This is a genomic window from Teichococcus aerophilus, assembly GCF_014490485.1.
Classification (GTDB): Bacteria; Pseudomonadota; Alphaproteobacteria; order Acetobacterales; family Acetobacteraceae; genus Pseudoroseomonas; species Pseudoroseomonas aerophila.
Map to the genome: position 1 here is coordinate 19,345 of NZ_JACTVA010000009.1, position 26,524 is coordinate 45,868.

24 protein-coding genes are annotated in these 26,524 nt (G+C 68.6%); 15 read left to right on the top strand and 9 right to left on the bottom strand.

What is annotated here, in order from left to right; genetic code table 11:
- Positions 1-3: 3 nt before the first annotated feature.
- The 3 genes from IBL26_RS07265 to IBL26_RS07275 all read left to right on the top strand — a co-directional run bounded on the left by IBL26_RS07265 (position 4) and on the right by IBL26_RS07275 (position 3,407).
- Positions 4-795, top strand: coding sequence for a transporter substrate-binding domain-containing protein (locus tag IBL26_RS07265; protein WP_187783813.1), 792 nt, complete (start codon positions 4-6; stop codon positions 793-795).
- Positions 796-865: 70 nt separating this feature from the next.
- Positions 866-1,876 carry a zinc-binding alcohol dehydrogenase family protein gene (locus tag IBL26_RS07270; protein WP_187783814.1) on the top strand — a complete coding sequence of 337 codons (1,011 nt, stop codon included), beginning with the start codon at positions 866-868 and terminating at the stop codon, positions 1,874-1,876.
- A gap of 7 nt (positions 1,877-1,883) precedes the next feature.
- Positions 1,884-3,407: a UxaA family hydrolase gene (locus tag IBL26_RS07275; RefSeq protein ID WP_187783815.1), complete on the top strand. Its 1,524-nt coding sequence runs from the start codon at positions 1,884-1,886 to the stop codon at positions 3,405-3,407.
- Positions 3,408-3,411: 4 nt separating this feature from the next.
- Here IBL26_RS07275 and IBL26_RS07280 read toward each other — a convergent pair whose 3' ends face one another.
- A complete protein-coding gene (locus IBL26_RS07280; protein WP_367615390.1) occupies positions 3,412-3,738 on the bottom strand; it encodes a hypothetical protein in 327 nt (108 codons plus the stop codon).
- 106 nt (positions 3,739-3,844) lie between these two features.
- Between IBL26_RS07280 and IBL26_RS07285 the strand changes: the two genes are divergently transcribed.
- Both IBL26_RS07285 and IBL26_RS07290 read left to right on the top strand, forming a co-directional pair.
- Positions 3,845-4,195 (top strand): hypothetical protein, encoded by a 351-nt coding sequence (locus IBL26_RS07285; RefSeq protein ID WP_367615391.1) that lies wholly within the window; start codon positions 3,845-3,847, stop codon positions 4,193-4,195.
- Positions 4,196-4,332: 137 nt separating this feature from the next.
- Entirely contained in the window at positions 4,333-4,536 is a 204-nt protein-coding gene (locus IBL26_RS07290) for a hypothetical protein (RefSeq protein WP_187783817.1), read from the top strand.
- A 33-nt stretch (positions 4,537-4,569) separates the two neighbouring features.
- Here IBL26_RS07290 and IBL26_RS07295 read toward each other — a convergent pair whose 3' ends face one another.
- Both IBL26_RS07295 and IBL26_RS07300 read right to left on the bottom strand, forming a co-directional pair.
- Positions 4,570-6,075: a YifB family Mg chelatase-like AAA ATPase gene (locus IBL26_RS07295; RefSeq protein ID WP_187783818.1), complete on the bottom strand. Its 1,506-nt coding sequence runs from the start codon at positions 6,073-6,075 to the stop codon at positions 4,570-4,572.
- Between the two features lie 44 nt (positions 6,076-6,119).
- On the bottom strand, positions 6,120-7,151 hold the full coding sequence (locus IBL26_RS07300; RefSeq protein WP_187783819.1) for a histone deacetylase family protein: 1,032 nt from the start codon (positions 7,149-7,151) through the stop codon (positions 6,120-6,122).
- 94 nt (positions 7,152-7,245) lie between these two features.
- On the opposite strand from IBL26_RS07300, the gene IBL26_RS07305 reads away from it, so the two are divergent.
- From IBL26_RS07305 to IBL26_RS07335, 7 genes are read left to right on the top strand one after another with little or no spacing between them, the layout of a single operon-like run.
- Positions 7,246-8,835 (top strand): ABC transporter substrate-binding protein, encoded by a 1,590-nt coding sequence (locus IBL26_RS07305; protein ID WP_241749115.1) that lies wholly within the window; start codon positions 7,246-7,248, stop codon positions 8,833-8,835.
- Positions 8,835-9,818: an ABC transporter permease gene (locus IBL26_RS07310; RefSeq protein ID WP_187783820.1), complete on the top strand. Its 984-nt coding sequence runs from the start codon at positions 8,835-8,837 to the stop codon at positions 9,816-9,818. Before IBL26_RS07305 ends, IBL26_RS07310 begins: the two co-directional genes overlap by 1 nt.
- Positions 9,818-10,663 (top strand): ABC transporter permease, encoded by an 846-nt coding sequence (locus tag IBL26_RS07315; RefSeq protein WP_187783821.1) that lies wholly within the window; start codon positions 9,818-9,820, stop codon positions 10,661-10,663. The genes IBL26_RS07310 and IBL26_RS07315 overlap by 1 nt, the downstream gene beginning before the upstream one ends.
- On the top strand, positions 10,660-12,273 hold the full coding sequence (locus tag IBL26_RS07320; protein WP_187783822.1) for an ABC transporter ATP-binding protein: 1,614 nt from the start codon (positions 10,660-10,662) through the stop codon (positions 12,271-12,273). Before IBL26_RS07315 ends, IBL26_RS07320 begins: the two co-directional genes overlap by 4 nt.
- Before the next feature lie 10 nt (positions 12,274-12,283).
- On the top strand, positions 12,284-13,573 hold the full coding sequence (locus IBL26_RS07325) for an ArgE/DapE family deacylase (RefSeq protein ID WP_187783823.1): 1,290 nt from the start codon (positions 12,284-12,286) through the stop codon (positions 13,571-13,573).
- Positions 13,570-14,817: a Zn-dependent hydrolase gene (locus IBL26_RS07330; protein ID WP_187783824.1), complete on the top strand. Its 1,248-nt coding sequence runs from the start codon at positions 13,570-13,572 to the stop codon at positions 14,815-14,817. The genes IBL26_RS07325 and IBL26_RS07330 overlap by 4 nt, the downstream gene beginning before the upstream one ends.
- Before the next feature lie 4 nt (positions 14,818-14,821).
- The gene (locus IBL26_RS07335; protein ID WP_187783825.1) at positions 14,822-16,300 is read left to right on the top strand and encodes a M81 family metallopeptidase; all 1,479 of its coding nucleotides are present in this window, start codon (positions 14,822-14,824) and stop codon (positions 16,298-16,300) included.
- A gap of 268 nt (positions 16,301-16,568) precedes the next feature.
- On the opposite strand, the gene IBL26_RS07340 is transcribed toward IBL26_RS07335, so the two are convergent.
- The 3 genes from IBL26_RS07340 to IBL26_RS07350 form a co-directional block, all read right to left on the bottom strand.
- A complete protein-coding gene (locus IBL26_RS07340) occupies positions 16,569-17,495 on the bottom strand; it encodes a sugar kinase (protein ID WP_187783826.1) in 927 nt (308 codons plus the stop codon).
- Entirely contained in the window at positions 17,492-18,124 is a 633-nt protein-coding gene (locus IBL26_RS07345) for a bifunctional 4-hydroxy-2-oxoglutarate aldolase/2-dehydro-3-deoxy-phosphogluconate aldolase (protein ID WP_187783827.1), read from the bottom strand. The genes IBL26_RS07340 and IBL26_RS07345 overlap by 4 nt, the downstream gene beginning before the upstream one ends.
- Positions 18,125-18,244: 120 nt before the next feature.
- Complete coding sequence (locus tag IBL26_RS07350) at positions 18,245-18,526, bottom strand: hypothetical protein (RefSeq protein WP_187783828.1); 282 nt, start codon at positions 18,524-18,526, stop codon at positions 18,245-18,247.
- Positions 18,527-18,702: 176 nt separating this feature from the next.
- Between IBL26_RS07350 and IBL26_RS07355 the strand changes: the two genes are divergently transcribed.
- The gene (locus IBL26_RS07355) at positions 18,703-19,974 is read left to right on the top strand and encodes an Hsp70 family protein (protein WP_187783829.1); all 1,272 of its coding nucleotides are present in this window, start codon (positions 18,703-18,705) and stop codon (positions 19,972-19,974) included.
- Between the two features lie 100 nt (positions 19,975-20,074).
- On the opposite strand, the gene IBL26_RS07360 is transcribed toward IBL26_RS07355, so the two are convergent.
- Entirely contained in the window at positions 20,075-21,157 is a 1,083-nt protein-coding gene (locus IBL26_RS07360) for a helix-turn-helix domain-containing protein (protein ID WP_187783830.1), read from the bottom strand.
- A gap of 262 nt (positions 21,158-21,419) precedes the next feature.
- Here IBL26_RS07360 and IBL26_RS07365 point away from each other — a divergent pair, with 262 nt between their 5' ends.
- Positions 21,420-21,776 (top strand): DUF1127 domain-containing protein, encoded by a 357-nt coding sequence (locus tag IBL26_RS07365; RefSeq protein WP_187783831.1) that lies wholly within the window; start codon positions 21,420-21,422, stop codon positions 21,774-21,776.
- A 13-nt stretch (positions 21,777-21,789) separates the two neighbouring features.
- Here IBL26_RS07365 and IBL26_RS07370 read toward each other — a convergent pair whose 3' ends face one another.
- On the bottom strand, positions 21,790-23,109 hold the full coding sequence (locus IBL26_RS07370) for a glycosyltransferase (RefSeq protein ID WP_187783832.1): 1,320 nt from the start codon (positions 23,107-23,109) through the stop codon (positions 21,790-21,792).
- 216 nt (positions 23,110-23,325) lie between these two features.
- Here IBL26_RS07370 and IBL26_RS07375 point away from each other — a divergent pair, with 216 nt between their 5' ends.
- Entirely contained in the window at positions 23,326-24,630 is a 1,305-nt protein-coding gene (locus IBL26_RS07375) for a hemolysin family protein (protein WP_187783833.1), read from the top strand.
- Between the two features lie 323 nt (positions 24,631-24,953).
- On the opposite strand, the gene IBL26_RS07380 is transcribed toward IBL26_RS07375, so the two are convergent.
- Positions 24,954-26,387 (bottom strand): NAD-dependent succinate-semialdehyde dehydrogenase, encoded by a 1,434-nt coding sequence (locus IBL26_RS07380; RefSeq protein WP_187783834.1) that lies wholly within the window; start codon positions 26,385-26,387, stop codon positions 24,954-24,956.
- Positions 26,388-26,524: the final 137 nt, after the last annotated feature.

Below are 26,524 nucleotides of genomic sequence, written 5' to 3' on the forward strand. Positions count from 1 at the left end.
AGAATGAACCGCAGGACCCTGCTGGGCGCCAGCCTGGCCATCGCCGCCGCCCCCATGCTGATCAAGCCGGCCTTCGCCGATGCGCTGGAGACGATCCGCGCCCGCAAGAAGCTCATGGTCGCCATCGACCTCGGCTCACCCCCGTTCGGCCAGACCGATGCGCAGATGCAGCCGACCGGCTCGGACGTTGAATCCGCCAAGCTGCTGGCGGCCGATTGGGGCATGCCGCTGGAAATCGTCCAGGTGACCAGCCCGAACCGCGTGCCCTTCCTGCTGACCGGCAAGGCCGACATGGTCATGGCCAGCTTCAGCGTGACGGAGGAGCGCAAGCGCGTCATCGACTTCTCCAAGGCCTATGGCGTCATTCAGATCGTCGTCGCCGCCAAGAAGGGCGTCGCGATCGCCGATTACGCCGCGCTGGCGGGCAAGCGCGTCGGCACCACGCGCGGCAGCTCCAACGACAAGGAGTTCACGACGCTGAACACCGGCGCGCAGATCGTCCGCTACGACGATGACGCGACGCTGATCACGGCGCTGGTGTCCGGCCAGGTGGACATCATGGCGACCTCCCCGCAGGTGATGGCCGCCGCCAATGGCCGCGCCGGCAACGACACCTTCGAGGTGAAGCTGGTGGTGAAGACCAACCCCTACGCCATCGGCATCCGCAAGGGTGAGACGGCGCTGCAGACTGCGCTGAACGAGTGGATCGACAAGAACCTCGCGAACGGCAAGCTGGGCGAGATCTACAAGAAGTACAACGGCGTCGCGCTGCCCGCCGAGATGCCGGCGGCCTGAGGCCAAACGCCCCGGCGGCCCGATGGCCGCCGGGGTTCCTCCTTCCGACTGAACCGCGAAAGATACGACGATGAAGGTGTTGATCTGCGACGAACCCGGCAAGCTGTCGGTGATCGACCGCCCGGAGCCGCAGCCCAAGGCGGGCGAGGTTCTGGTGCGCATCAAGCGCGTCGGTATCTGCGGTACGGATTTCCATATCTTCCAGGGCAAGCATCCGTTCCTGGAATACCCCCGCGTCATGGGGCATGAGCTGTCCGGCACGGTGGAGCAGGCGCCGGAGGGCAGCAACCTGAAGGCCGGGCAGAACGTCTACATCGTTCCCTACCTGTCCTGCGGGCAGTGCGTCGCCTGCCGCAAGGGCGTGACCAATGCCTGCCAGAACATCAGCGTGCTGGGTGTGCACAGCGATGGCGGCATGGCCGAGCTGCTGTGCGTGCCCGCCAGCAACGTCGTGCCGGTCGGCGACACGCCGCTGGAAGACGCGGCGATGATCGAGTTCCTGGCCATCGGCGCGCATGGCGTGAAGCGCGGCGGCATCTCGGCGCAGGACCGCGTTCTGGTGGTCGGCTCCGGCCCCATCGGCATGTCGGCCATCATCTTCGCCAAGGCGCGCGGCGCGCACGTGACCGTCATGGACATGCGGGAGGACCGGCTGGCCTTCACGCAGGACAAGCTGGGCGCGGATGCGCTGCTGCTGGCCAATGTGGATGCGGAAGCCAAGGCGTCCGCCGCCACCAGCGGTGACTTCTTCGACGCCGTGGTGGACTGCACCGGCAACCTGGCCGCCATGCAGCGCGGCTTCGGCTTCGTCGGCCATGGCGGGCGCTACGTGCTGGTCTCCGTGGTCCGGGACAACGTCACCTTCTCCGACCCCGAGTTCCACAAGCGGGAGACCACGCTGTTCGCCAGCCGCAACGCCCAGGCGGATGACTTCGCCGAGGTCGTGCGGCAGATGCAGGCGGGCAAGGTGCCGACCAAGGCGCTGAACACCCACCGTGGCCCTCTGACGGCCGGGCCGGAGCTGTTCCGCGACTGGATCCGCCCCGAGGCGGGCGTCATCAAGGCCATTCTGGAAGTCTGACCGCGCCATGACCGCACCGCGTACGCTGCGCCTGCACGACGCCGACAACGTCGTCGTCGCCATCGATGCCCTGCCGGCCGGCACGCTGCTGCCCTCCGGGCTGACGGTGACGGAGCGGGTGCCGAAGGGGCACAAGCTTTCCACCACCGGCATCGGGCAGGGGCAGCCGGTGCGGAAGTTCGGTCAGATCATCGGCTTCGCCGGGCGGGACATCCTGCCCGGCTGCTGGGTGCACGAGCACAACGTCGCCATTCAGGATTTCGAGCGCGACTACGCCTTCGCCAGCGAGGTGCATGAGGACCAGGTGCTGCGCGCCGGCGAGTTGCCGGCGCATTTCCAGGGCTTCCACCGGGCCGGCGGCAAGGTAGGGACGCGCAACTATATCGGCATCCTCAGCTCGGTGAACTGCTCGGCCACCGTCATCGACTTCATTGCCGATGAGGTTGCGCGGTCCGGCATCCTGGCCGACTATCCGAATATCGACGGGGTGATCCCGTTCACCCACGGCACCGGCTGCGGCATGGGCAGCAAGGGCGAGGAATTCGATATCCTGGCCCGCACGCAGTGGGGCTATGCCAGCCATCCCAACTTCGCCGCCGTGCTGGTGGTCGGGCTGGGCTGCGAGGTGTTCCAGATCCCCCGCCTGAAGGATGCCTACGGCATCACCGAGGGCGAGCATTTCCAGAGCCTGACGATCCAGGAGATCGGCGGCACCCGCAAGGCGATCGCCAGCGGCGTGGCCAAGGTGCGGGAGATGCTGCCCTTCGCCAATCGCTGCCAGCGGGAAGCGGCACCGGCTTCGGCGCTGACGCTGGCGCTGCAATGCGGCGGGTCGGACGGCTATTCCGGCATGACCGCCAACCCCGCGCTGGGTGCGGCGGCGGACCTGCTGGTGCGCAACGGCGGCACCGCCATCCTGTCCGAGACACCGGAGATCTTCGGCGCCGAGCATCTGCTGACCCGCCGGGCGGAAAGCCGGGAAGTGGGCCAGAAGATCGTCGACCTGATCGAATGGTGGAAGGACTACGCGGCGCGCGCGGGCGGGGAGCTGAACAACAATCCGTCCCCCGGCAACAAGGCTGGCGGCCTGACCACCATCCTGGAGAAATCGCTGGGCGCGGCGGCGAAGGGCGGCACCGCGACGCTGCGCGGCGTCTACCGCTATGCCGAGCAGATCGACCGCAAGGGCTTCGTGTTCATGGACACGCCGGGCTACGACCCGGTGGCCGCGACCGGGCAGGTGGCGGGCGGCGCCAATGTGCTGTGCTTCACCACCGGCCGTGGTTCCGCCTATGGCTGCAAGCCCACGCCCTCGATCAAGCTGGCGACGAATTCCGACCTGTACCGGCGGATGGAGGACGACATGGATATCGACTGCGGCGATATCCTCGAAGGCGTCTCCATCGAGGCGAAGGGGCGGCAGATCTTCCAGACGATCCTCGACATCGCTTCAGGCGAGAAGTCGAAATCCGAACAGCTGGGCTACGGGCGTAACGAATTCGTGCCCTGGCAGATCGGCGCCACGATGTGAGGCATCAGCCCGGCAGGCAGCGCGTCACGTCCTCATGCCCACGGGCGAGGACGGGGCGGGTGCCTTCCGGGCACTGGGTCTGCGCCCGGGATGCCGCCGGCAGCCCGCGGTCCCACCCCGGGGCGGGAGAGCCGAAGCCGGAGGCCGAGCCGCCGCCACGCCGGCCGCCGGCGCCATCGCAGCGGCCAGGCGCGCCACGGACCGGCGTGCCGCCATTCGGGCAAAGCCAACGGCGGAGTTCCTGGAGCTGGGCGGCGCTGGGGCGGCGGTACTCCGCCGCGGCGGCTTCCAGGCCCGGCAGCAGCAGGCCGAGGGTCAGGAGGAGTGCCACGACGCGCTTCATGCGCCGACGTATGGCACGGGGCAGGGCGGGCTGGAACCCGCATCCACCGCACCGGTGCGCCACTGATACATTCCGTAAGACAACAAAACGTTCCGTGCCCGAGGAAGCCCTTGAAGCAAACCGCGGGGATGGCAACATGAGGGGCATGGATCAGCAGTTCCGTGACCGCCCTGTCATCGACATGACTCCGGAAGGCGAGTTCCGGGGCCCCGCGCCTTCGCGCAAGGGCTTCCTGGACAAAGCCTTGGCCCGGGTCGGGGGCATTGCCGCCCTGGTGGCCATTGTGGCCGGCGGCGTCGTGGTGGCCGGCGTGGCCATCGCCTTCTTTGCCCTTGCGCTGCCCATCGCCGCCCTGGCGGGGTTGGTGGCCTTTGGCAGCATGTGGTGGCGCATGCGACGCGCGGGCCAGCAGGGCCGCGGCTTCGTGCATGTGATGCGGCGCTGAGCCGCCGCACACCCGATTTTTCCATCGACCCGACCCGGCTCTATGAGGTCGGGGACGACGGCGGTGTCTTCATCCAGACCCCAGCGCCCGCGGCGAAAAGGACCGCGCGGCGCGTTTGGTATTGGTGGGCCGGCGCCGTGCTAGCCAATGCCGCCAGCGCAGGTGGTGCGGCCCTGGGCTTCGCCTTTGGCGGCCGCCCGGTTGGCGCCGCCATGGGCATGGTGGTGCTGTGCACCGCGCCGCTGCTGGCCGTGGCGCCCGCCATCGTCTGGCGCGGGCAGCATCGTGAACGGCGCAAGCTGTACGAACGTCCCGACCAGTTTGGCCGCCCCGCCCGCTGAAGGCGCTTCCCCCCCTGGTCTACCTGCGGCGTGTTAGCGCATGGCCTGCCCCGGCACCCGGTGGCGAAAGGCCAGGGCCTCCGCCATGTGCGCCCGCCGGATCACCTCATCCCCTGCCAAGTCGGCGATGCTGCGCGCCACCCGGAAGCAGCGGGTAAAGCCGCGGCTGGAGAGCCCCAGCTGCACCGCCGCGCGCTCGGCCAGGGAAAGCGCATCGGGGTCGGTGCGCCCCGTCAGCTCTTCCAGCGTCGCCTCGGCGTTCACGGTGCCGGAGCGGTCCCGTTGCAGCGCGCGGGCCTGGGCGACGCGGCGGGCGACGGCGGGGCTGTTCTCGCCGCGCGGGGCGCGGGCCAGTTCGCTGGGCGGAATGGGCGCCATGCCGATAGTCAGGTCCATGCGGTCCAGCAGCGGGCCCGAAAGCCGGCCTTGATACTGCTCGCCACAGCGGGGCGCCTGGCCGCATTCGCGCGGCTGGTCGCCCAGGTGGCCGCAGCGGCACGGGTTCATCGCCGCCACCAGTTGGACGCGGGCAGGGTAGGTGACATGCGCGGCGGCACGGCTGATGGTGCAGACGCCGCTTTCCATGGGCTGCCGCAATGCCTCCAGCGCCGGGCGGGGGAATTCCGGCCACTCATCCAAGAACAGCACGCCGCGATGCGCCAGGCTGATCTCGCCCGGCTTGGCGCGCGGGCCGCCACCCACCAGCGCCGCCTGGCTGGCCGAGTGATGCGGATCCCTGAACGGGGGGCGGGAGGAGATGCGGCCGTGCTCGATCAGCCCGGCGACGCTGCGGACCAGGCTGACTTCCAGTGCCTCGCGCGGCGTCAGGTCCGGTAGCAGGGTGGGCAGGCGCGCCGCCAGCATGGACTTGCCGGAGCCGGGTGGTCCAATCAGCAGCAGATTGTGCTGGCCGGCGGCGGCAATCTCCATCGCCCGCTTGGCGCTTTCCTGCCCCTTCACGTCGGAAAGGCAGGGGCCGCCCGGTGCCTCCGCCTGCAGGGCCGGTGCGGCGGGCGGCGCCAGCACCTGCCGTCCGGTCAGGTGCGCGATCAATTGCCGCAGGTCCCCAGCGGCGAGGATTTCGATCTCGCCAGCCCAGGCAGCTTCTGGCCCCTGGGCTCCGGGGCAGATCAGCCCCAGCCCGCGCGCGGCGGCGCCGAGCGCGGCGGGCAGGATGCCGGCGACGGGGCCGATGGCGCCGTCCAGCGCCAGCTCCCCCAGCGCGGCGAAGCCGGCCAGTTCCTCGCGCGGCACCACATCCATCGCCGCCAGCACGGCGAGGGCGATGGGCAAGTCGAAATGCGAGCCTTCCTTCTGGATATCGGCGGGCGCCAGGTTCACCAGCACCCGCTTTGGCGGCAGGGAAAGGCCCAGGCCGGTTAGCGCGGCGCGCACCCGTTCCCGACTTTCCGCCACGGCTTTGTCTGGCAGGCCGACAACCATGAAGGCGGGCAGCCCGGCCGAGATCTGCACCTGCACTTCGACTGGCAGGGTCTCGATACCGGAAAAGGCGAAGGTCGCCAGCCGCGCGATGCTCATGCCTGAGCGGTAGCGCGGCCAGCGACGTTTTTCAACTTAGAGGTTTATCGACCCCAGGCGTTGAGGAAGCGTTCCAGCAGACCACCGATCACCTCCACCGCATAGCCGCCTTCCTGCACCAGCACCGTGGGCAGGTTCAGCGCGGCCAGCTTCTTCGCCGCCCTGGCGAAGCCGTCGGCGCTGACGGAGAGGAAGCTCAGCGGCTCATGCTCCGAGGCATCGAAGCCCAGCGGCACCACCAGGGCGTCGGCACCGAACTCCTGCACCCGGGCAATGGCGGCGTCGATGGCGGCCAGCCAGGTGTCGTCGGTGGTGCCGCGCGCCAGGGGCAGGTTGACGTTGAAGCCGGCCCCGGCCCCCGCGCCGGTTTCGCCGGCATGGCCGACATACCAGGGATAATAGCCGCTCGGGTCGCCATGCACGGAGAGGGTCAGCACGTCGGCGCGCTGCCAAAAGATGCCCTGGGTACCGTTGCCGTGGTGGGCATCGATGTCCAGCGTGGCGACCTTGGCCGCACCGGCCGCGCGCAGCCGCTCCGCCGCCAGGGCACTGTTGTTGATGTAGCAGTGGCCACCGGCCCGGCCCGCATAGGCGTGGTGGCCGGGCGGCCGGCACAGCGCGTAGGCGGTACCGCCTTGCGCCACCGAATCGGCCGCCGCCAGCGCGACGCCGGCGGCGCCCGCCGCGGCTTCCCAGGTACCGGGGCCGATGGGGCAGGCCGTGTCGGCGGTGTACCAACCGACGCGGCCAATGATGCTGTCCGGGCAGATGGCGCCCTGTTCCAGCATCTCGGGCGAGGGGTGCATGTTGGCCACGGCTTCCGGCCCATGTTCCTGCAGGCCGTTCCAGGCACGGGTAGCGCCTTCCAGGAAGTCGATATAGCCGGCGTCGTGCAACGTCAGCAGGGCTTCCCGCGTCGCGGCGCCGGGCTCCTGCGGCGCCAGCCCCATGCGGTGCAGCGCGGCGAGCAAGGCACCGGCACGTTCCGGCACCTCGAAGTTACGGCGCACCTGGCCGCGCTGGAGGAAGAATTGCGGCGTGTGCCGCAGCTGGGCGGGGTCGGCAAAGGTCTGCATGGTCCCGAACGCTAAGCCTGACGGGTGGGCTTGTCGATCCGGTGCGACGAAGGCTAGCGTCGCTTCCAAGGGAAGCTCAACGGAGATGAAAACCATGACGACATTGTCGCGTCGCGGCCTGATGGCTGCTGCCGCCACCCTGCCGGTGCTCTGGCGTGTCGAGGATGCCATCGCCCAGGGCGTCCAGCCCAAGCGTGGCGGTACGCTGACCACCATCGTGAACCCCGAGCCGCCGGTGCTGCATATCGGCGTCAACAACCAGGCCCCGACGCTGATCGTCGGCGGCAAGATGTTCCAGGGGCTGCTGCGCTACGACGCGCAGCTGAAGCCGCTGCCGGAACTGGCCAAGAGCTGGGAGGTGAGCGCCGACGGGCTGGAATACACCTTCCACCTGCAGGAAAACGTCAAGTTCCATGATGGCAAGCCGATGACGTCCGAGGACGTCGTCTTCTCCATCATGAAGTTCCACATGGAAGTCTCGCCCCGTGCGCGCGGCGTCTTCGCCCGCATCAAGGAGGGCGTGGCGGTCAACCCGACCACGGCGAAGTTCGTCCTCTCCGAGCCGTTCGAGCCGTTCCTGCTGATGTTCGACGTTACCGTCTCGGCCATCGTGCCGAAGCATCTGTTTGAGGGGCAGGACTTCCGGCAGGCGCCGGCGGTGGCGCGGCCGGTCGGCACCGGGCCGTTCAAGTTCGCCGAGTGGCAGCGCGGCAACTTCATCAAGCTTGAGCGGTTCGACGAGTACTGGAAGCCGGGCCAGCCCTACCTGGACGCCATCATCTACCGCGTCGTGCCGGACAGCCAGAGCCGCCGCCTCGCGCTGGAATCCGGCCAGGTCATCCTCACCCAGTCCAACGACATCGAGCCGTTCGACGTGCCGCAGATGCGCGCCCGCCCGAACCTGGAGGTGAAGACCACCGGCTGGGAATACATGGGCCCACTGATGTGGGTGGAATTCAACCACCGCGTGAAGCCGCTGGACGACGTGCGGGTACGCCGCGCGCTAACGATGGCGGTGAATCGCGACTTCATTGCCCAGCGCCTGTGGTTTGGCATCGGCAAGCCGGCGACGGGGCCGTTCAACAGCTCCACCCGCTTCTATGATGCCAGCGCCAAGGCGCCGGGCTTCGACGTCAACGCCGCCAAGGCGCTGCTGGACGAAGCCGGGCTGAAGCCGAACGCCCAGGGCGTGCGCTTCACCATCAAGCACATGTCGCTGCCCTATGGCGAGGTGTTCACCCGCCTGGGCGAGTTCCTGCGTCAGGCCTTCCGCCAGGTCGGCGTCGATCTGCAGCTGGAGAGCGTGGATGTCGGCACGTGGTCCCAGCGCACGGCGAACTGGGATTTCGATACCACCATCAACTACCTCTACCAGTATGGCGACCCGACGTTGGGTGTGGAGCGCAGCTACGTCTCCACCAACATCAAGAAGATCCTGTTCTCCAACGTCTCCGGCTACGCCAACCCGCAGGTGGACGAGCTGTTCGCCAAGGGCCGCGATGCCGCGGACCCGAAGGTGCGGCAGGAAGCCTTCTCCGCCGTGCAGAAGATCCTGGTGAGCGACGTACCGCTGCTGTGGCTGATGGAGATGTCGTTCCCCACCATCTACGACAAGAAGCTGAACAACGTGATCACCACCGGCGCCGGTGTGCACGCCAGCTTCGACGACGTCTTCCTGGCCTGATGGAGCTGTCCCGTCTGCCCGCCTACCTGGCGGGCCGTCTGGTCAAGGCGGCGATCGTGATTCTCGCGATCGTCGTCTGCAATTTCTTCCTGATCCACGCCGCCCCCGGTGACCCGGCGAGCATCATCGCCGGCCAGTCGGGTTCCGCCGATGCGAGGTTCCTGGAGCAGCTTCGCGCGCAGTTCGGGCTGGACCAGCCGCTTTACGTGCAGTTGTGGATGTACCTGAAGGGCGTGCTGACGCTCGACCTCGGCTTCAGCCACCGGCAACAGGCCAGCGTCGCTGCCCTGGTGTGGGACCGGCTGCCGGCGACCTTGCTGCTGACCGGCGCCGCCTTCATCTTCGCCATCGTGCTGGGCGTGACGATGGGCGCGCTGGCGGCGCGGCGCGTGGGCACCTGGTGGGATTCCATCATCACCGTGCTGGCGCTGGCCTTCTACGCCACGCCGCTGTTCTGGGTCGGGCTGATGCTGGTGCTGCTGTTCAGCGTGACGCTGGAATGGCTGCCCTCCTTCGGCATGATGTCCGTGGGCGTGGAAATGTCCGGCATCGGCAAGGTGCTCGATGTCGGCAAGCACCTGTTGCTGCCGGCACTGACGCTGGGGCTGTTCTACGTCGCCGTCTATGCCCGCCTGTCCCGCGCGACGATGCTGGAAGTGGCGGACCAGGATTTCGTGAAGACCGCGCGGGCCAAGGGCGTGCCGGAAGGCCGCATCCTGCGCCGGCACATCCTGCGCAACGCCATGCTGCCCGTCATCACCTTCGCCGGCATCCAGGCCGGGCAGCTGATCGGCGGCTCCATCCTGGTGGAGACGGTGTTCGCCTGGCCGGGCATCGGCCGCCTGGCGTTCGAGGCGCTGCTGGCGCGCGACTACCAGGTGCTGATGGGCGTGTTCTTCTGCACCAGCGTCATGGTGGTGTTGTTCAACCTGATCACCGACCTGCTCTACGCCGTCGTCGATCCGCGCGTGGAGGTGTCCTGATGAAAACCTTCTGGCGCAACTTCGCCCGTAACCGCGGCGCGGTGGTCGGGCTGGTCATCCTGGTTCTGGTGCTGATCGTGGCGCTGACGGCACCGTGGATCTTCCCCGGCAGCCCGTGGGACATGGCCGGCGCGCCCTTCGCGCCCCCGGGCGAAGACGGCATGCTGCTGGGCACTGACAGCCTTGGGCGGGACGTGGCGGCCGGCATCGCACATGGCGCGCGGGTGTCGCTGCTGGTGGGGGCGGTTTCCACCGTTGTCTCCCTCGTTATCGGCATCGGGCTCGGCGCCATCGCCGGCTATCTGGGCGGCTGGGTGGACGACGTGGTGATGCGCTTCACCGAGTTCTTCCAGACCATTCCGTCCTTCGTGCTGGCCATCCTGCTGGTGGCGATCTTCACGCCGACCATTCAATCCATCGTCTTCGCCATCGCCGTGGTGTCATGGCCGCCGGTGGCGCGCGTGGTGCGGGCGGAATTCCTCTCCCTGCGCTCGCGCGAGTTCGTCCAGGCATCCGAGGTACTGGGCAAGTCGCGCATCTCTATCGTGCTGGGGGATATCCTGCCGAACGCGCTCTCGCCCATCGTCGTGCTGTCCTCGCTGATGGTCGCCTCGGCCATCCTGCTGGAAAGCGCCTTGTCCTTCCTCGGCCTGGGCGACCCCAACATGATGTCCTGGGGCTTCCTCATCGGCTCCGGCCGCAGCGTCATCCGCATGGCGTGGTGGATGAGCGTATTCCCCGGCATCGCCATCTTCCTCACCGTGCTGTCGCTCAACCTGGTGGGTGAGGGGCTTTCGGACGCGTTGAACCCGCGCCTGCCGCGCAACCGTGGAGGCAAGCCATGACCCGCCTGCTGACGGTCGAGAACCTCACGGTCGGCCTGCCCCAGGGCGCCGACCGGCCGCATGCGGTGGAAGGGCTGTCCCTGCATGTCGATGCGGGGGAGATCCTCTGCGTCGTCGGTGAAAGCGGCTCCGGCAAATCGATCACCGCCAATACGGTGATGGGGCTGTTACCGAAGCTGCTGCCGGTGAAGGGCGGCAGCATCACCTTCGAGGGTGAGGACATCCTGGCCCTGTCGGAGGAAGCGATGCGGGACCGCCGTGGCCGCCGCATGGCCATGGTGTTCCAGGAGCCGATGACGGCGCTGAACCCGCTGATGAAGGTGGGGGACCAGATCGCCGAGGCGCTGGCCGTTCATGGCCGGGGCCAGGACGCGGCGAAGCGGGTGCCGGAGTTGCTGGCAGCGGTGAACCTGCCGGACCCGGCCTCCATCGCCAGGAGCCATCCGTTCCGCCTTTCCGGCGGCCAGCGGCAGCGCGTGATGATTGCCATGGCGCTGGCGCTGGAGCCGGCGCTGCTGATCGCGGATGAGCCGACGACGGCGCTGGATGTCACCACGCAGATGCAGATCCTGCGCCTGGTACGGGAGATCCAGTCCCGCCAGGGCATGGGCGTGATGTTCATCACCCATGATTTCGGCGTGGTGGCGGAAATCGCCGACCGCGTCGTGGTCATGCAGCATGGCCGCATTGTCGAGCAGGGGGCGGCGCAGCAGGTGCTGAATGCACCGCAGCACCCTTATACTCGCGCGCTGATCGCCGCCGTGCCGCATGGCGATGCCGCCGCGCGCCCCGCCGTCTCCGTCCAGCCGATGCTCGAGATGAAGGGCATCGAGAAGACCTACCACCGCGGCGGCTGGTTCGGCCCCAAGGCGACGGTCCGCGCCATCCACAGCGCCGACTTCACCCTGTTCAAGGGGGAGACGCTGGGGCTGGTGGGCGAAAGCGGCTCCGGCAAATCCACCCTGGCCCGCTGCGTCGTCCGCCTGGTGGAGCCGGAGAAGGGCGAGATCATCTTCGCCGGGGAGGACCTCCGCCCGCTCTCCCGCACCGGCTGGCTGCCGTATCGCAAACGTATCCAGATGGTGTTCCAGGACCCCTATGCGTCGTTGAATCCCCGGCGCAAGGTGGGGGATGCGATTGCAGAAGGCCCCATCACCTACGGTGTCGACCCGGCCGAGGCGCGCGCCCGCGCGGCGGAGCTGCTGCGCCTCGTGCAGCTCGACCCCTCGGCGCTGGAACGCTACCCGCACGAATTCAGCGGCGGGCAGCGGCAACGCATCGGCCTCGCCCGTGCGCTGGCCATGCAACCTGAATTGCTGATCGCGGATGAGCCGGTCTCGGCGCTCGACGTCTCGGTGCAGGCGCAGGTGCTGAACCTGTTGGCCGATATCCGCAAGCGGCTGGGCCTGACCATGTTGTTCATCACGCATGATCTTCGCGTCGCCGCGCAGATCTGCGACCGTATCGCCGTCATGCAGCGCGGCGCCATCGTGGAGATCGGCAGTACGGCCGAGGTCTTCGGGGCGCCGAAGCACCCCTATACCCGCGCGCTGCTGGACAGCATTCCCGGCCAGGGCTGGACCCCGCCCGACCTTTCTAGATCCGCCTGAAGGATACACGATGTCTGCTCTCGACCCCGGCGTGAAGCGCGCCATCCTGGAAGCGGCCAAGGCGCTGGAAGCCGAATCCATCGCGGCGCTGGAGCGGCTGGTGCGCTGCCCCTCCACCCTCGGCAACGAGGCCTCGGCCCTGGACGAGATGGCGCGCAACTACGAGGCGCTGGGGCTGGCGGCGCAGCGCATCCCCACCGTGCCGGAGAAACTGCAATCGGTGCCCGGCTTCTCGCCGCCGCTGATGTCCTATGAGGGGCGGGACAACGTCGCCGCCATCCATACCCCGCGCGAGGCCAAGGGCCGCAGCCTGGTGCTGCAAGGCCATGTGGACGTGGTGCCGGAAGGCGCCGCCGATCTGTGGATCACACCCCCCTACGAGCCCAGTATCCGCGACGGCCGCATGTATGGCCGTGGCTCGGCCGACATGAAGGCGGGCGATATCTCCAACGTCATGGCGTTCCGCGCCCTGCAACTGGCCGGGCTGCAGCCGGCGGCGCAGGTGCAGTTCCATTCAGTGATCGAGGAGGAATGCAGCGGCAACGGCGCGCTGGCCTGCATGATGGCGCTGCCGAAATGCGACGCTGTCATCATCCCCGAGCCCGGCCCCAATTACGACGCCATCTACACGGTCGAGGTCGGCGTGGTGTGGGCCTGGGTGACGGTGACGGGCCGGCCGGTGCATGTGCGGGACATGCATGCGGGAATCAACTCCATCGATGCCGCCTACCGGATATCCAACCTGTTCCGCGAGTACGAGGCGGAGATGAACCGGGCGGAGAACATCCACCCGGCCTTCTTCGGCGAGAACCACCCGGTCAACGTCAATTTCGGCACGGTGGAAGGCGGCGAGTGGAACAGCTCCGTCCCCACCCGCACGCGCATCGGCATGCGCGTCGGCGTCATGCTGGGCCGCACCGCGCAGCAGGTGAAGGCGGATATCGAGGCGCTGGTCGAGCGCGCGCGGCAGGACGAGACGTTCCGCGGCGCGCAGATCAAGCTGGAATTCCAGGGCTTCATGGCCGACCCCTGCGTGTTCGACCAGCAGGCGCCGATCGTGCAGGCCGTCCGCCGCAACTTCTCCGAGACCGCCGGGCATGACCTGCGGGACTACAAGGCATCCGGGCTGACGGATGGGCGCTTCTTCCAGCTGTACCAGGGCACCCCGGTGGCGTGTTTCGGGCCGGATTCGGATTCGATCCACGGCATCGATGAAAGCGTTGGCCTGGAAAGCTTTCACTCCATCACCAGGACCATCGCCCTGACCATGGCGGAGTGGTGCGGGGTGGAAAAGGCATGAGCAAGCCGTCCAACCTGCCTGTCTCCGGCGCCCGGCTGTGGGACAGCCTGATGGAAATGGCGCGCATCGGTGGCACGCCAAAGGGCGGCTGCAACCGGCAGACGCTGACCGACCTGGACGGCGCCGGCCGCGCGCTGCTGCGCCGCTGGGCGGAAGCGGTGGGCTGCACGCTCAGCGTCGACCGCGTGGGCAACATGGTGCTGCGGCGGGAAGGGCGGGACCCCAACCGCCCCGCCGTCGCCATCGGCAGCCACCTGGATACCCAGCCGACCGGCGGTAAGTTCGACGGCGTGCTGGGCGTGCTGGCAGGGCTGGAGGTAATGCGCGCCCTGCACGAGGCGCGCATCGAGACCGAGGCCCCCATCGTCCTGATCAACTGGACCAACGAGGAAGGCGCCCGCTTCTCGCCGCCCATGATGGGCAGCGGCGTCGCCATGGGCCTGTTTACCGAGGACGAGGTGCTGGCCAAGACCGACCCGGCCGGCGCCGTATTCGGCGAGGAGCTGCGCCGCATTGGCTGGCAGGGCCAGGCCGATCCGGCCGCGCTGCAATCCCTCGGTGCCTATTTCGAGCTGCATATCGAGCAGGGGCCGCTGCTGGAGCAGGAGGGCATCCCCGTCGGCGTGGTGGACCGTGCGCTGGCGCAGGCCTGGCTGGATGTGACGGTGACCGGCGAGGACTTCCATGCAGGCGGCGCCATGGCACCGCGGCGGGATTCCCTGGTGGCCGCCAGCATCCTGGTGCAGGCGGTGGAGCAGATCGCGCTGACGGAAGGCGGGCGCGGCACGGTGGGGCGGATTACGGTGCAGCCGGATAGCCGCAACGTCGTGCCATCCCAGACCTGGTTCAGCGTCGATTTCCGCCACGGCGACGAAGCCGCGCTGGCCCGCATGGTCGCGGCGCTGCGGACCAAGGCGGAGCAGGTCTCCCGCGTCCGCAAGCTGAAAGTGGCCGTGGAGGATTTCTGGTACTGCCCGCTGACGCCCTTCGACCCGGCGTTGGTGGCCGCGCTGGAAGACGCCGCGCGCACCCGCGGCCTGAACCACACCGTGATGCCCACGGGCATCGGCCATGACGCCGTCTACGTCGCGCGGCGCGTGCCGACGGCGATGATCTTCGTGCCCTGTGAAGGCGGCATCAGCCACAACGAAGCCGAGAACATTACGCCTCAATGGGCCGAGGCCGGGCTGGTCGTGCTGGCCGATGCCGTGCTGGCCACCGCCGGCCGCGTGAAGGTGGAATAGAGACATGCGTATCGCCCTTGGTGGCTTCCTGCACGAAAGCCATTCCTTCGCCCCGCGCGCGACGACGTGGCAGGAATTCCAATCCCCCGGTGGCTTCCCGGCCTATGTGCGCGGGGCGGGGCTGTTCGATGCCGTCCGCTCCACCTCCGTCCCCTCCGCCGGCGCGTTGGATGTGGCGGAACCGCGCGGCGTCGATCTCGTGCCGCTCTCCTGGTGCTTCGCCAATCCTGCTGGTCCTGTCACGGAAGAAGCGTTCGAGCGGATTGCCGCCTGCCTGATCGCGGATCTTGCCGCTGCGATGGATGCGGCGCCGCTGGATGGCGTCTATCTGGATCTGCACGGCGCCATGGTGGCCGAGCACTTCCCGGATGCCGAAGGCGAATTGCTGCGCCGGGCCCGCGCCGTGGTGGGGCCAGATGTGCCCATCGCCATCAGCCTGGACCCGCACGCCAACGTCACCGCGCTGATGGCGGAGAAGGCCGATGTCATCGTGCCCTTCCGCACCTATCCGCATGTGGACATGAAGGCGGCCGGCGCCCGCGCCATGGAATTGCTGCTGGCACGCGTTGCCCGCGGCACGCCCTGGCCCTACGCCTTCCGCCAGCTGGATTACTGGACGCCGCTGACCATGCAATGCACCATGGTCTCCCCGATGGCCGATGTGCTGGCGGAGCGGGCGAAGCTGGCCGCCGGCAATGGCATCGTCGAACTCGGCTTCTGCTTTGGCTTTCCCTATGCCGACTTTCCCGGCTGCGGCATGGCCATCACCTGCTACGCCGAGGATCAGGCGCAGGCCGATGCCGCCGCCGACACGCTGAAAGCCTATCTGGACGCGCACGAGGCGGATTTCGCCGGCGGTGCGCTGCCGGTGGAGCAGGGCGTGGCGCAGGCCATCGCCGCCTCCGGCCAGGGCAAGCCAGTCGTCATCGCCGATACGCAAGACAACCCCGGCGGCGGCGGCCATGGCGATACCACCGGCCTGCTGGCCGAGCTGATCCGCCAGGATGCCCCCGCCACGCTGGGCATGATCAACGACGCCGAAAGCGCCGAAGCCTGCCACGCGGCCGGCGAGGGCGCCGAGATCGCCCTGAAGCTGGGCGGCAAGTCGGATGGTGTGCCGGTGCATGTGCAGGCCAGGGTGCTGCGGCTGACCGATGGCCGCTTCACCTGCACCGGGCCGATGGCGGCAGGCAACCCGGCCGATTTGGGCCCCTCGGCTCTGATCGGCATCGGGCGGGTGAAGGTGCTGGTTGTCAGCCGCAAGATGCAGGCGCTGGACCAGGCGATGTTCCGCCATGCGGCCATCGAGCCTGCAGCGGAGCAGATCCTGGCCCTGAAGAGCAGCGTGCATTTCCGCGCCGACTTCCAGCCGATCGCGCAGGAGGTGATCGTGGTGGCGGCGCCCGGACCAGTGGTGGCGGACCCGTCATCCCTGCCATTCGCGCATCTGCGGGAAGGGGTGCGGCGGCGGCCGCTTGGGTGAGTTGGGGAGAAGGAAGGCTGGGGAAGGAATTCCCCAGGCCCCTTCTTCTTTTTTCGAGATTTGGGTTGTGCCTGAGGCGGTACGGTGGGGCTGGTTGGCGAAGCCTGAATGAATCAAACAGGCAGCACAGGCTGAAGCCCTGGTCGGCGAGGCCACTGGCCTGCAACGCGCCCCAGCCGTAACTCGAACCGGCCCAACGCTGCCACAGCCACCAAACTGGCAGACATGAAAGAAGGCGGCCGGGGAATTCCTTCCCCGGCCGCCTTCTTCAACCCTGGGCCAGCAGCGCCCGCACCGCCTCCGGGCGCGGCATCGGCGCCACGGCGCCATAGCCAGTGGTGGCCAGCGCGGCGGCGGCATTGGCGTAGAGCGCGGCGTCTTCCGGCGTATCGCCGGCCAGGATGCGGGCCAGGAAGTTGCCGGCGAACGTATCGCCCGCGCCGGTGGCATCCACCGCCTTTACCTTGCGGCCGGGAATGCGCGTACGCCCATCCCGCGTCGCCACCATCGAGCCATCCTTGCCCAGCTTCAGCAGCACCAGCGGCGCCAGCTTCAGGTAGAAATCAGCGATGGCGTCCGGGTCTTCCAACCCGGTCAGCGCTGTCGCGTCATCCAGGCTGGGCAGCGCGATGTCGGCTTCCGCGATGGCGGCGTGCATGATGGCCGCCGCGCGCTTCACCGGCCACAGCGCCTTCCGCAGGTTGGTGTCGTAGGACACTTTCACACCTGCCGCCTTGGCCATCTCGATGGCGCGGAAGCAGGTGTCGCAGGCGCTGGTGGAAATCGCCTGGCTGATGCCGGAGAGATGCAGGATCTTGGCAGGGCGGAACGCATCCACCTTCAAGTCGTCCGGCGTCATCCGCGCGGCGGCGCTGTTGCTGCGGTAGAAGGTGAACTGGTGCCCGTCCGGCCCATGGCTGACGAAGTACACCGCCGTCGGCGCATCCGGCTTGCGAACGACCGTGGTGGTATCGACGCCTTCCTCCGCCCACAGCTTCATGAAACTGTCGCCCGGCGCATCGGTGCCGATGGCGGTGATGTAGCCGGCGCGCGCGCCCGCCCGCGCCGCCGCGATGGCGGCGTTGGAGGTATCGCCGCCATGCCCTTCCAGGTACAGCGCGCGGCCCTGATCATCCTTGGCGTTCTGGTTGAATTCCAGCATCGGCTCGCCGATGCACAGCAGCTCCGCCGTCATGCCTGGACGATGCCCAGCGCCTCGCGCGCCGCCGCTTCCAGCGCGGCGCGGTTGCCGTCGGCAATCGCCTTCTCATCCACCAGCTTGCCGCCGATGCCGACAAAGGCCGCGCCGGCGGCGATGTACTCGCCCGCGTTGCGTGCATCGACACCGCCGGTCGGGCAGAAGGTCACGTCCGGGAACACCGATTTCAGCGCCTTGATATGCGCCGGGCCGCCGGCCGAGCTGGCCGGGAAGATCTTGACCACGTCGGCTCCGGCCGTGCGGGCCGCGCGCACCTCGGTGGGCGTGAAGGCGCCCATCATCACGCAGGCGCCGGCGGCGCGGGCAGGGGCCACCAGCGTCGGCTCCACCCAGGGGGAGACGATGAACTTGGCGCCGGCCGCGATGCTGGCCTCCGCCGACGCCGCATCCGGCACCGTGCCGACGCCGACCAGCAGGGAGGAATCGGACGCGACTTCACGGATGACGGACAGCGCGTCCGGGATCGTCAGCGTGATCTCGAAGATGCTGATGCCGGCGCCCTTCAGCCACTCGACGGCGGTGATCGCGCGGGCAGCGGTGCTGGTGCGCACCACGGGCACGATGCGGGCGGCACGGAAGGTTTCGATCAACGGGTGCGGGGCCACGGGTTCAATCCTGTCAAAGGCGGAAGGGCCGAGCACGGCCAACCCCCGTCCGGGTCTTCATCTGCGGGGGAAGCTAGCCCCGACCTCCGCCCGCGTGAAGCCGTTGGTCGCCCTTGGGTGCTATTCCGCCCGGGCTTCCATCTGGCGCGCCGTCTCGTGCAACTGCCGCGCTGCCAGGTTGGCGTGGGCCACCTGCGCCTGGGTGGTATCCAGTTGCTCGCGGTACTGGCCCAGGCTGCCGGCCAGGTCCTGCGTTGCCTGCCGCAACGCGCCGATGCCGGCGCGGAACTCGGCCACGGCGGCCGCCTGCTCTGCCAGCGCATCGTCCAGCCGGCGCAGCGCCAGCCGCAGCCGGTCCCCCGGCGCTTGCGGGAAGGCGAGGATGGCGGGGTGGGTGTCCATGTCGGGCGCCTTCGCAAAGGTTAATGGAGTGTTGATGTCGTTCTAGAATTTCTCACATATAGAGACAATGGGCTTTTTTGAGAATGGTTGCCGGCGTTCACGCATGGCCGCCGCCCTTGCGGCCGGGCGCCATCCCGCCTAAACCGCGCGCCCCCCGGAATTCAGGTCCCCCCACCATGCATGATGTGATCGGCATCGACTTCGGCACGACCAACAGCGTCATCGCGTTGCGGCAGGCCGATGGGCAGGTGGCCAGCATCCGCTATGCCGCCGGCCAGGGCGTGGTGGATACCTTCCGCTCCGTGCTCTGCTTCTGGGCGGAGGAAAGCGGCGCCAATCGCGGCCGGCTGGAACACGCCGCCGGCCCCAACGCCATCGAGGCCTATCTGGACGACCCGCTGGGCAGCCGGCTGATCATGTCCATGAAGAGCTACCTGGCCAGCCGCAGCTTCGTCGAAACCCGGGTGTTCAACCGGCCCTTCGCGCTGGAGGACCTGATCTCCACCTTCCTGCGCTCCCTGGTCGCGGGCGCGGTGGGGGCGCCGTCCCTGGGTTCGGCACGCGTCATCGCCGGCCGCCCGGTGCGCTTCGTGGGCGAGACGGCGGACGACTCGCTGGCCGAGCGCCGCCTGCGCGCCGCCTTCAACGGCGCCGGCTGGTCCGATGTCGACCTGGCGCTTGAGCCGGAGGCCGCCGGCCACCGCTTTGCTTCCACGCTGGAAGGCGCCGCGAACGTACTGGTCGGCGATTTCGGCGGTGGCACCAGCGACTTCTCCATCCTGCGGTTCGAGCCCGGGGCACGCCGCCGCGTGGTGCCGCTGGGCCATGCTGGCGTCGGCATCGCCGGCGATGCGTTCGACTTCCGCATCATCGACAATGTCGTCTCTCCCAAGCTGGGCAAGGGCGGCACCTACAAGGTGATGGATACCGCCCTGCCGGTGCCGCCCGCCTTCTTCACCAGCTTCGCCCGCTGGCACCAGCTCTCGCTGATGCGCGCGCCGAAGACGCTGCGCGAGATCAACGAAGTGGCGCGCCTGGCGGCCGAGCCGGAGCGGCTGCGCCACCTGATCCGGCTGGTGGAGGACGAGGTCGGCTACGCACTGTACCAGTCCGTCTCCGCCGCCAAGGCCGGGCTCTCCAAGACCGACAGCACCGTGCTGCAGTTCACGCACCGGGACTTCGCCGTGGAGGAGCGGATAGAGCGCGCGGATTTCGAGCGCTGGATCGCACCCGAACTTGCGCAGCTCTCCGCCGCCATCGACCGTGCGCTGACGGATGCGAAGCTGGCGCCAGGGCAGGTGGACCGGGTGTTCCTGACCGGTGGCACCTCCCTGGTGCCCGCCGTGCGCCGGCTGTTCGACGACCGCTTCGGCGCGGAGCGGGTGACGGGTGGCGGTGAGTTCGTCTCGGTGGCCGAGGGGCTGGCGCTGATCGGTGCCGCGGCCTAGGCAGGATGCGTTCACGTCCGCTCAGGCGGCGTGCTTTCCGCCCGTTGTCTGATTGTGTGATTCACGCCTTTCCGGTGATGCGGCCTGAGGCGATCACCCTCTAGCGGCCAAGGCGCTGGAGCCTGTCGGGTGCCACGCCGCCCGTCTTTGGCGGCAGCATGTCCACCCCGTGCCTGCGCCCGACCGCGCGCAACTCGCGCGGTGAGAGGCCGAACCGTTCCTTGAAGGTGCGGCTGAAATGCGCCTCGCTGCGGAAGCCCAGCGAGAAGGCGATGGAGCCGATCGTCTCCCCGGCACGGTCGTCGCCGTTGAAGATCTCGTAGCAGCGCTGCAGCCTGCGTTCGCGGATATAGGCCTGCACGCCATCATGCGCGACGAACACGCGGTAAAGCGCGCTGCGGGAGACACTCAGCGCATCCGCCAGCGCGGCGGCGGAAAGCTCCTCATCACCCAGCAATTGCTCGATCCTGGCCTGCGCACGGCCGAACAGGTCGAGATCCGCCGGCGTCGCCGCCTCCCGCGCGCGGTCATCCTCGCCGAAGGCAACGACGGCGAACTCCACTATGGACCGGGTGGCGGCAATGCCCTGCGTCAGCGTCAGGGTGGGCAGGGCGGCGTAAACGTCCCGCATCAGCTGCGCGAGGATCCGCGTGGCGGGCAGCCGGGCATCCGGCACATGCCCGTGCAGGGCGCGCTGCTGCAACGCCGCCGGCATGGCGCTGCGCGGCACCGTCACAGCCAGTGTACGGTAAGGCGAGGTGCGGAAGCCGAAGGGTAGGCCGAAATCGATGAAGCTGACATCGCCAGGCATCGCCAGGAACGGCCGGCTGCCGCAATGCCCGGTGTAGCTGCCTTCCACGTGCAGTGAAATGTTCACATGGTCGACGCCGGTGCGGGCCACGTCCTCGCCCGTCCGCACCAGCCAGTTGTCGTGGGAACTGGTGGCCTCCGAGACCAGGAAAGGCTGCAACGCGTAGAGCCGGGTGGAGGCATGGAAGGCCGGCGCGTCGGCGGGGTCGAGCAGTTCCGCGTGGCAGGCGAAGGTGAGGTGGCCCTGCCAGGCCTTGAAGGACGCGCCATCCGGCGTCGGCAGCAGGTCGAGCACCACATGCGGGTGGCCGATGGCCGCCCGGCCGGACAGTGCGGCGGCTGGTTCCGCCGTGTCGTCGGATTCTGTTGGCATCGCTGTGTGCCTTTGTTGCCGCTGTTGGCCCAGGATCGGCCGCTGACCGGAAACAGCGCGTCAATGAATAGGAAACGCTGCGTCAAATCCGCCGCCAGACGTTGTGATACAGAATCGAACAACGGGGCGGAAGGAAAAATCGACTGCGATGGCAGCAACGAAGTAATAAGCAAAAAAAATCGAATTGGAAAACAAGTAGAGAGGCTCGGCCTCTCAGTTTCGCGCGGCATATCCTGGCCGTCGTGCCAGAACGGGGCTTCAGATGAGCATCACCCACGGCTCTTTCCAACAAACATCCTGGCGCTTCCGGGCATCCTGGCCAGCGCGCTTCATGCGCCGCGTCAGGTTACTGTCATACACCATCGGCGGCTGGCAGGCCGCCCATCAGGTCAGTGAATGGGATGACGAGCGGTTGGAGGATATTGGCATCCGCCGCCAGGATGTCCGCCGCGCGCTGAAGGGAAGACTGCACGAAAACCCAACGGGGTTCCTGTCCGAGGCCGCCGCCGCGCGATACGCGGTGCTGCAGGCTACGTCGCCCTGCCGCAGGCGGGCCGGTGGCGCCCAGCCGGCCCCGTTGCCGGCGTGCCTGCAAAGGTCCGGCTCCAACTTGCGGTAGCCGGGTTGGCCGATCAGGCCATGGTGCGGTGGAAGGCCGGCGCGGCATAATGATCCGCCGTGCCGCGCCGCGCTGTGGAGGCCACCGCCAGCGCGGCGACGCCTGGCAGCGCCTGCACCGCCAGCAGCCCCAGCCACCACAGGGTCCGCTCCCCACCCCAGGGGTTGGCCAGCGCCACGCCCAGGCTGGCCAGGGCGATCCCCAGGAGCAACAGCTTCTCCATCCGCGTGCCGCCGTTGCGGGAGACATGGCCGCCCAGCAAGCCCTGCCATGCGGCGCGCCCGCTGCGCCAGCTGAGCGCGGCACTACCGGCCAGGGCCAGCCAGCCATGCCCGGCCACGCGCAGCGCCGGCAGCAGCGCGAACAGCAGCAACATCGGCATCAGCGCCAGCGGAAAGGCGGTATCCTCCGGCGCGATCACCGCCACGGCGGAACTGCCGAGGGAGAGCGTCAGCCCGGTGATGGCCAGCAGGTCGGCCAGGGCGGGCAGGGCGCCGTGCAGCAGGCCGTGCCGCTGCGGCGCGGTCAGGCTACGGTCGCGCGGCAGCAGCAGGCCCCGGGCCTGCTTGCGCAGCACCGCCATGCCGCCAGCCACCTGCCGCTGCCGCCGCGCCTGCCACTGCGGAAACTCGTCGCGGGCCAGGGTGCGGCCCATCGGCTCGGGCGGGGAGACCGCATCCCAGCCATGGCGCAGCAGGGCGAGGCCCAGGGCCATCTCCGGGCACATGCTGGTCTCGTCCCAGCCACCGGCCAGCCGCAGCGCCTCGGCCCGGAACAGCGGCAGGGCGGAGAGCGGCAGCAGGCCGCGGAAGTCGCTGCGATGCGTCGCGTGCTCCGCCTCGGCGATCTGGTTGAAGCGGCTCGGCTCGTCGGCGCGGTAATCCAGCGGGCTCTGCGCCAGGCCCAGGCCGGGCTGACGGAACAGCGGCACCAGGCGGCGCAGCCAACTGGCGCGCACGACCTGACCGGCCTTCAGCACACCGATGACGGCGGTATCGGCGGAGGTCTCGCGCAGGGCGAAGTTCAGCGCCCCGGCGCGGAAGCCGGGGAAGGGGCCGAGGTGGAAGAAGCGGAATTGCGGCCCCAGCCGGGCGCAATGCTCGGCCACCGGCTCCCACAGCAGCGGGTCGGCGGTGTGGGTATCCACCACCAGGACCTCGACATCCGGGTAGTCCAGCGCCGCCAGCGAATCCAGCGTCCGGCGCACCAGCTCCGGCTGTTCGTCACGCAGAGGCAGGTGCAGCGTGACCTTCGGCCAGCCGGGCGCGGCCGTCCGCCTGCCGCGCGTCTGGGCGGGCGAGGCGGCAACGTGGCGGCGAGTGCTGGCGTTCATTGGCTTGCCTCCATAACTGCGACGGCGACGGCTGTGGTCTCTGAGTGTGCTTCTGCCAGCCCTCTGAGGCGCCGGATCGTTCGCTTAATGGCAGGAATGGGGCTTTCGTTGCCGAGCTGCAGCCTGCAAAGCATGGCACGCATGTCCCGGCTTCGGGGCATGGCCCTGGCCGGGCCAGGGGGCTAAGACGCGAACGACAAGGACAGGTGGAGAATCATGGCGCTCGCGCTGGAAATCGTGGTGATCCTGCTGCTGGTCTTGCTCAACGGCATGTTCGCCATGAGCGAGCTGGCCATCGTGTCCTCCCGCCGCGGGCGGCTGCAGGCGCTGCAGCGCGCCGGCAAGCCGGGGGCGGAGGCCGCCCTGGCCCTGGCCGAGGACCCCAGCCGCTTCCTGCCCACCGTTCAGGTCGGCATCACCCTGGTGGGCATTTTTGCCGGTGCCTTCGCGGGCCAGGGCCTGGCCAACCGCCTGGCCGGCGTCGTCTCGCTGATCCCGGGCATGGCGCCCTATGCCAGCCAGCTCTCCCTGGCCGTGGTGGTGCTGTTCATCACTTATCTGTCCTTGATCCTGGGCGAGCTGGTGCCGAAGCAATTCGCCCTGCGGAACCCGGAAGGCGTGGCCTCCCTGGTCGCGCGGCCGATGACCACGCTCTCCCGCGTCGCGGCGCCGATGGTCTGGCTGCTGTCCCACTCCTCCGCCCTGGTGCTGAAGCTGTTGGGTGCCTCCGCGCCCGTCGAGTCGACGGTGACGGAAGAGGAGGTGAAGGCGGTGGTGGCCGAGGGTGCCCAGCATGGCGCGCTGGAGCACGAGGAGCGCCATATGATCGAGCGCGTGCTGCGGCTGGCCGATAAGCCGGTGCGCGCGCTGATGACCCCGCGCAACGAGGTTGACTGGATCGACCGCGCCGCCACCCCGCCTGAGATCGTCGCCCGCCTGCGTGCCAGCGACGTCACCCGCTTTGTGGTGGCCGAGGGGCGGATCGACAACGTCGTTGGCGTCGTCCACTCCAAGGATTTGCTGGACCAGATGCTGGAGGAGGGCGGTGAGCTCTCCGTCGCCACCGCGATGCGGCAGCCGATGGTGCTGCCGGACAACCTCTCCGCGCTGGATGGGCTGGAGCGGCTGCGCCACGACCGTGTCGGCCTGGCGCTGGTCATGGATGAGTACGGCAGCTTCGAAGGCGTCGTCACCGCCTCCGACCTGCTGGAAGCCATCGTGGGCGAGCTGGGCGGCGAGCCGCTGCCTGCCACCGGCAGCGCCGTGCAGCGCCACGACGGCAGCCTGCTGCTGGACGGCATGATGGCCAGCGACGAAGCCCGCGACCGCCTGGACCTGCCGGAACTGCCGGGCAAGGGCACCTTCCACACCGTTGCCGGCCTGATGCTGGCCCTGCTGCAGCGCGTGCCGCGCGAGGGCGACCGCATCGTCTGGGGCGGCTGGCGCTTCGAGATCGTGGATATGGATGGCCGCCGCGTCGACAAGGTGCTGGCGAGCAAGGAAGAGGCGACCGGGGCCTGAGGAGAGGCGAAGGCCGGGGAAGGAATTCCCCGGACCCCTTCTTTTCTTTTTTCGAGTCTGGCGTCGGGCTCTGGGGGCGCGGGCAGCGCCTGTGGCAGAGCTTTAGAAGTCTAAATGGCCGCAAGATCTGAGTCGCCAGTCGCTGAGGGTTAGTAACGCTCTAAGCCACCCTGGTGACGTCCAAGGGATAGCGCTTCCGCAGCCTCGCCCCACAATGCATAGGAAAAAGATGGGGGTCTGGGGGAATTCCTTCCCCCAGCCTTCCCCACCAACAAAAACGGGAGCCTTTCGGCTCCCGTCTGTCGTTCAAAGGCGCAGTTTGTTCAGAGACCGGCCTGGGTCACGAACTTGGTGTTCAGGTAGGCCTCGATCGCCTCCGAACCGCCTTCCGAGCCGTAGCCGCTATCCTTGATGCCGCCGAACGGCACTTCCGGCAGTGCGAGGCCGAGGTGGTTGATGGTGGTCATGCCGCTCTCGACCTCGGTGGCGATCGCGTTCGCCGTCTTGGCCGAGCGGGTGAAGGCGTAGGAGGCCAGGCCGAAGGGCAGGCGGTTGGCTTCCTCGACCACTTCGTCGAAGTCCTTGAACGGCACCATCAGCGCCATCGGGCCGAACGGCTCCTCGTTCATGGCGCGCATCTCGCGCGTCAGGCCGGTGATGACCGTCGGCTCGTAGAAGTAGCCCTTGTTGCCGATGCGGCTGCCGCCGGTGCGGACTTCCGCGCCCTTCTGCACGGCGTCGGCGACCAGCGCCTCCATGGCCGGGATACGGCGATCATTGGCCAGCGGGCCCATCTGGGTGCCTTCGTCCAGGCCGTTGCCGACCTTCAGCGACTTGGCATAGCTGGTGAAGCTGTCGACGAACTGGTCGAACACCTTCTCCTGCACTAGGAAGCGGGTGGGGGAGACGCAGACCTGGCCGGCATTGCGGAACTTGCTGGTGGCCAGCGTCTTGCTGGCGAAGTCCACATCGGCGTCGTCGAACACGATGGCCGGGGCGTGGCCGCCCAGCTCCATGGTCGTGCGCTTCATGTACTTGCCGGCCATCTCGGCCAGGTGCTTGCCCACGGGGGTGGAGCCCGTGAATGTCACCTTGCGGATGATCGGATGCGCGATGAGGTAGGAGGAGATCTCCGACGGCACGCCGTAGACCAGGCTGATCACGTCGCCCGGCACGCCGGCGTCGAGGAAGCAGCGGATCATCTCGGCGGGGGAGGCCGGGGTCTCTTCCGGCGCCTTGACGATGATGGAGCACCCGGTCGCCAGCGCGGCGGAGAGCTTGCGCACCACCTGGTTGATCGGGAAGTTCCAGGGCGTGAAGGCGGCGACGGGGCCGACCGGCTCCTTGATCACCAGCTGGTACACGCCCTCGGCGCGGGCGGGGATCACGCGGCCATAGGCACGGCGGGCTTCCTCGGCGAACCAGTCGATGGTGTCGGCCGCGGCCATCGTCTCCATCTTGGCTTCCGCCAGCGGCTTGCCCTGCTCCTGCGTCATCAGGCGGGCGATGTCGCCGGCGCGCTCGCGCAGCAGGTTGGCGGCCTTGCGCATCAGTTTGGAGCGCTCGAAGGCCGAGACCTTCTTCCAGGCCTTGAAGCCGCGGTCGGCCGCTTCCAGCGCCTCATCGAGGTCGGACTGGTTGGCGTGGGCCACGGTGCCGATCACTTCCTCGGTCGCCGGGTTGAGCACGGGGATGGTGCGGCCACCGGTCGCGGCGCGCCACTTGCCATTGATATGCAGCTGAACGTCGGAATACATCGCAGCGTCTCCTCTGGGGCGGCCGCGCGCGAGCGTGACTCTGCCCTCAAGCGAATCATCTTGGGTCAGCGGGAATGTGGAACCGTGCGGAGGCAACCGCCACCCCACCCCGCCATGTTTTTGGGCTTTTCGCCGAG

Excerpts from the sequence above, each read along its gene's own strand:
- IBL26_RS07365 (WP_187783831.1), top strand. The coding sequence starts at position 21,420 with ATGAGCATCACCCACGGCTCTTTCCAACAAACATCCTGGCGCTTCCGG.
- IBL26_RS07350 (WP_187783828.1), bottom strand. The coding sequence starts at position 18,526 with ATGGACACCCACCCCGCCATCCTCGCCTTCCCGCAAGCGCCGGGGGAC.
- IBL26_RS07305 (WP_241749115.1), top strand. The coding sequence starts at position 7,246 with ATGACGACATTGTCGCGTCGCGGCCTGATGGCTGCTGCCGCCACCCTG.
- IBL26_RS07375 (WP_187783833.1), top strand. The coding sequence starts at position 23,326 with ATGGCGCTCGCGCTGGAAATCGTGGTGATCCTGCTGCTGGTCTTGCTC.
- IBL26_RS07295 (WP_187783818.1), bottom strand. The coding sequence starts at position 6,075 with ATGAGCATCGCGCGGCTGGCGACCTTCGCCTTTTCCGGTATCGAGACC.
- IBL26_RS07370 (WP_187783832.1), bottom strand. The coding sequence starts at position 23,109 with ATGAACGCCAGCACTCGCCGCCACGTTGCCGCCTCGCCCGCCCAGACG.
- IBL26_RS07330 (WP_187783824.1), top strand. The coding sequence starts at position 13,570 with ATGAGCAAGCCGTCCAACCTGCCTGTCTCCGGCGCCCGGCTGTGGGAC.
- IBL26_RS07380 (WP_187783834.1), bottom strand. The coding sequence starts at position 26,387 with ATGTATTCCGACGTTCAGCTGCATATCAATGGCAAGTGGCGCGCCGCG.
- IBL26_RS07275 (WP_187783815.1), top strand. The coding sequence starts at position 1,884 with ATGACCGCACCGCGTACGCTGCGCCTGCACGACGCCGACAACGTCGTC.
- IBL26_RS07265 (WP_187783813.1), top strand. The coding sequence starts at position 4 with ATGAACCGCAGGACCCTGCTGGGCGCCAGCCTGGCCATCGCCGCCGCC.
- IBL26_RS07355 (WP_187783829.1), top strand. The coding sequence starts at position 18,703 with ATGCATGATGTGATCGGCATCGACTTCGGCACGACCAACAGCGTCATC.
- IBL26_RS07320 (WP_187783822.1), top strand. The coding sequence starts at position 10,660 with ATGACCCGCCTGCTGACGGTCGAGAACCTCACGGTCGGCCTGCCCCAG.
- IBL26_RS07340 (WP_187783826.1), bottom strand. The coding sequence starts at position 17,495 with ATGACGGCGGAGCTGCTGTGCATCGGCGAGCCGATGCTGGAATTCAAC.
- IBL26_RS07315 (WP_187783821.1), top strand. The coding sequence starts at position 9,818 with ATGAAAACCTTCTGGCGCAACTTCGCCCGTAACCGCGGCGCGGTGGTC.
- IBL26_RS07300 (WP_187783819.1), bottom strand. The coding sequence starts at position 7,151 with ATGCAGACCTTTGCCGACCCCGCCCAGCTGCGGCACACGCCGCAATTC.
- IBL26_RS07310 (WP_187783820.1), top strand. The coding sequence starts at position 8,835 with ATGGAGCTGTCCCGTCTGCCCGCCTACCTGGCGGGCCGTCTGGTCAAG.
- IBL26_RS07270 (WP_187783814.1), top strand. The coding sequence starts at position 866 with ATGAAGGTGTTGATCTGCGACGAACCCGGCAAGCTGTCGGTGATCGAC.
- IBL26_RS07335 (WP_187783825.1), top strand. The coding sequence starts at position 14,822 with ATGCGTATCGCCCTTGGTGGCTTCCTGCACGAAAGCCATTCCTTCGCC.
- IBL26_RS07325 (WP_187783823.1), top strand. The coding sequence starts at position 12,284 with ATGTCTGCTCTCGACCCCGGCGTGAAGCGCGCCATCCTGGAAGCGGCC.
- IBL26_RS07360 (WP_187783830.1), bottom strand. The coding sequence starts at position 21,157 with ATGCCAACAGAATCCGACGACACGGCGGAACCAGCCGCCGCACTGTCC.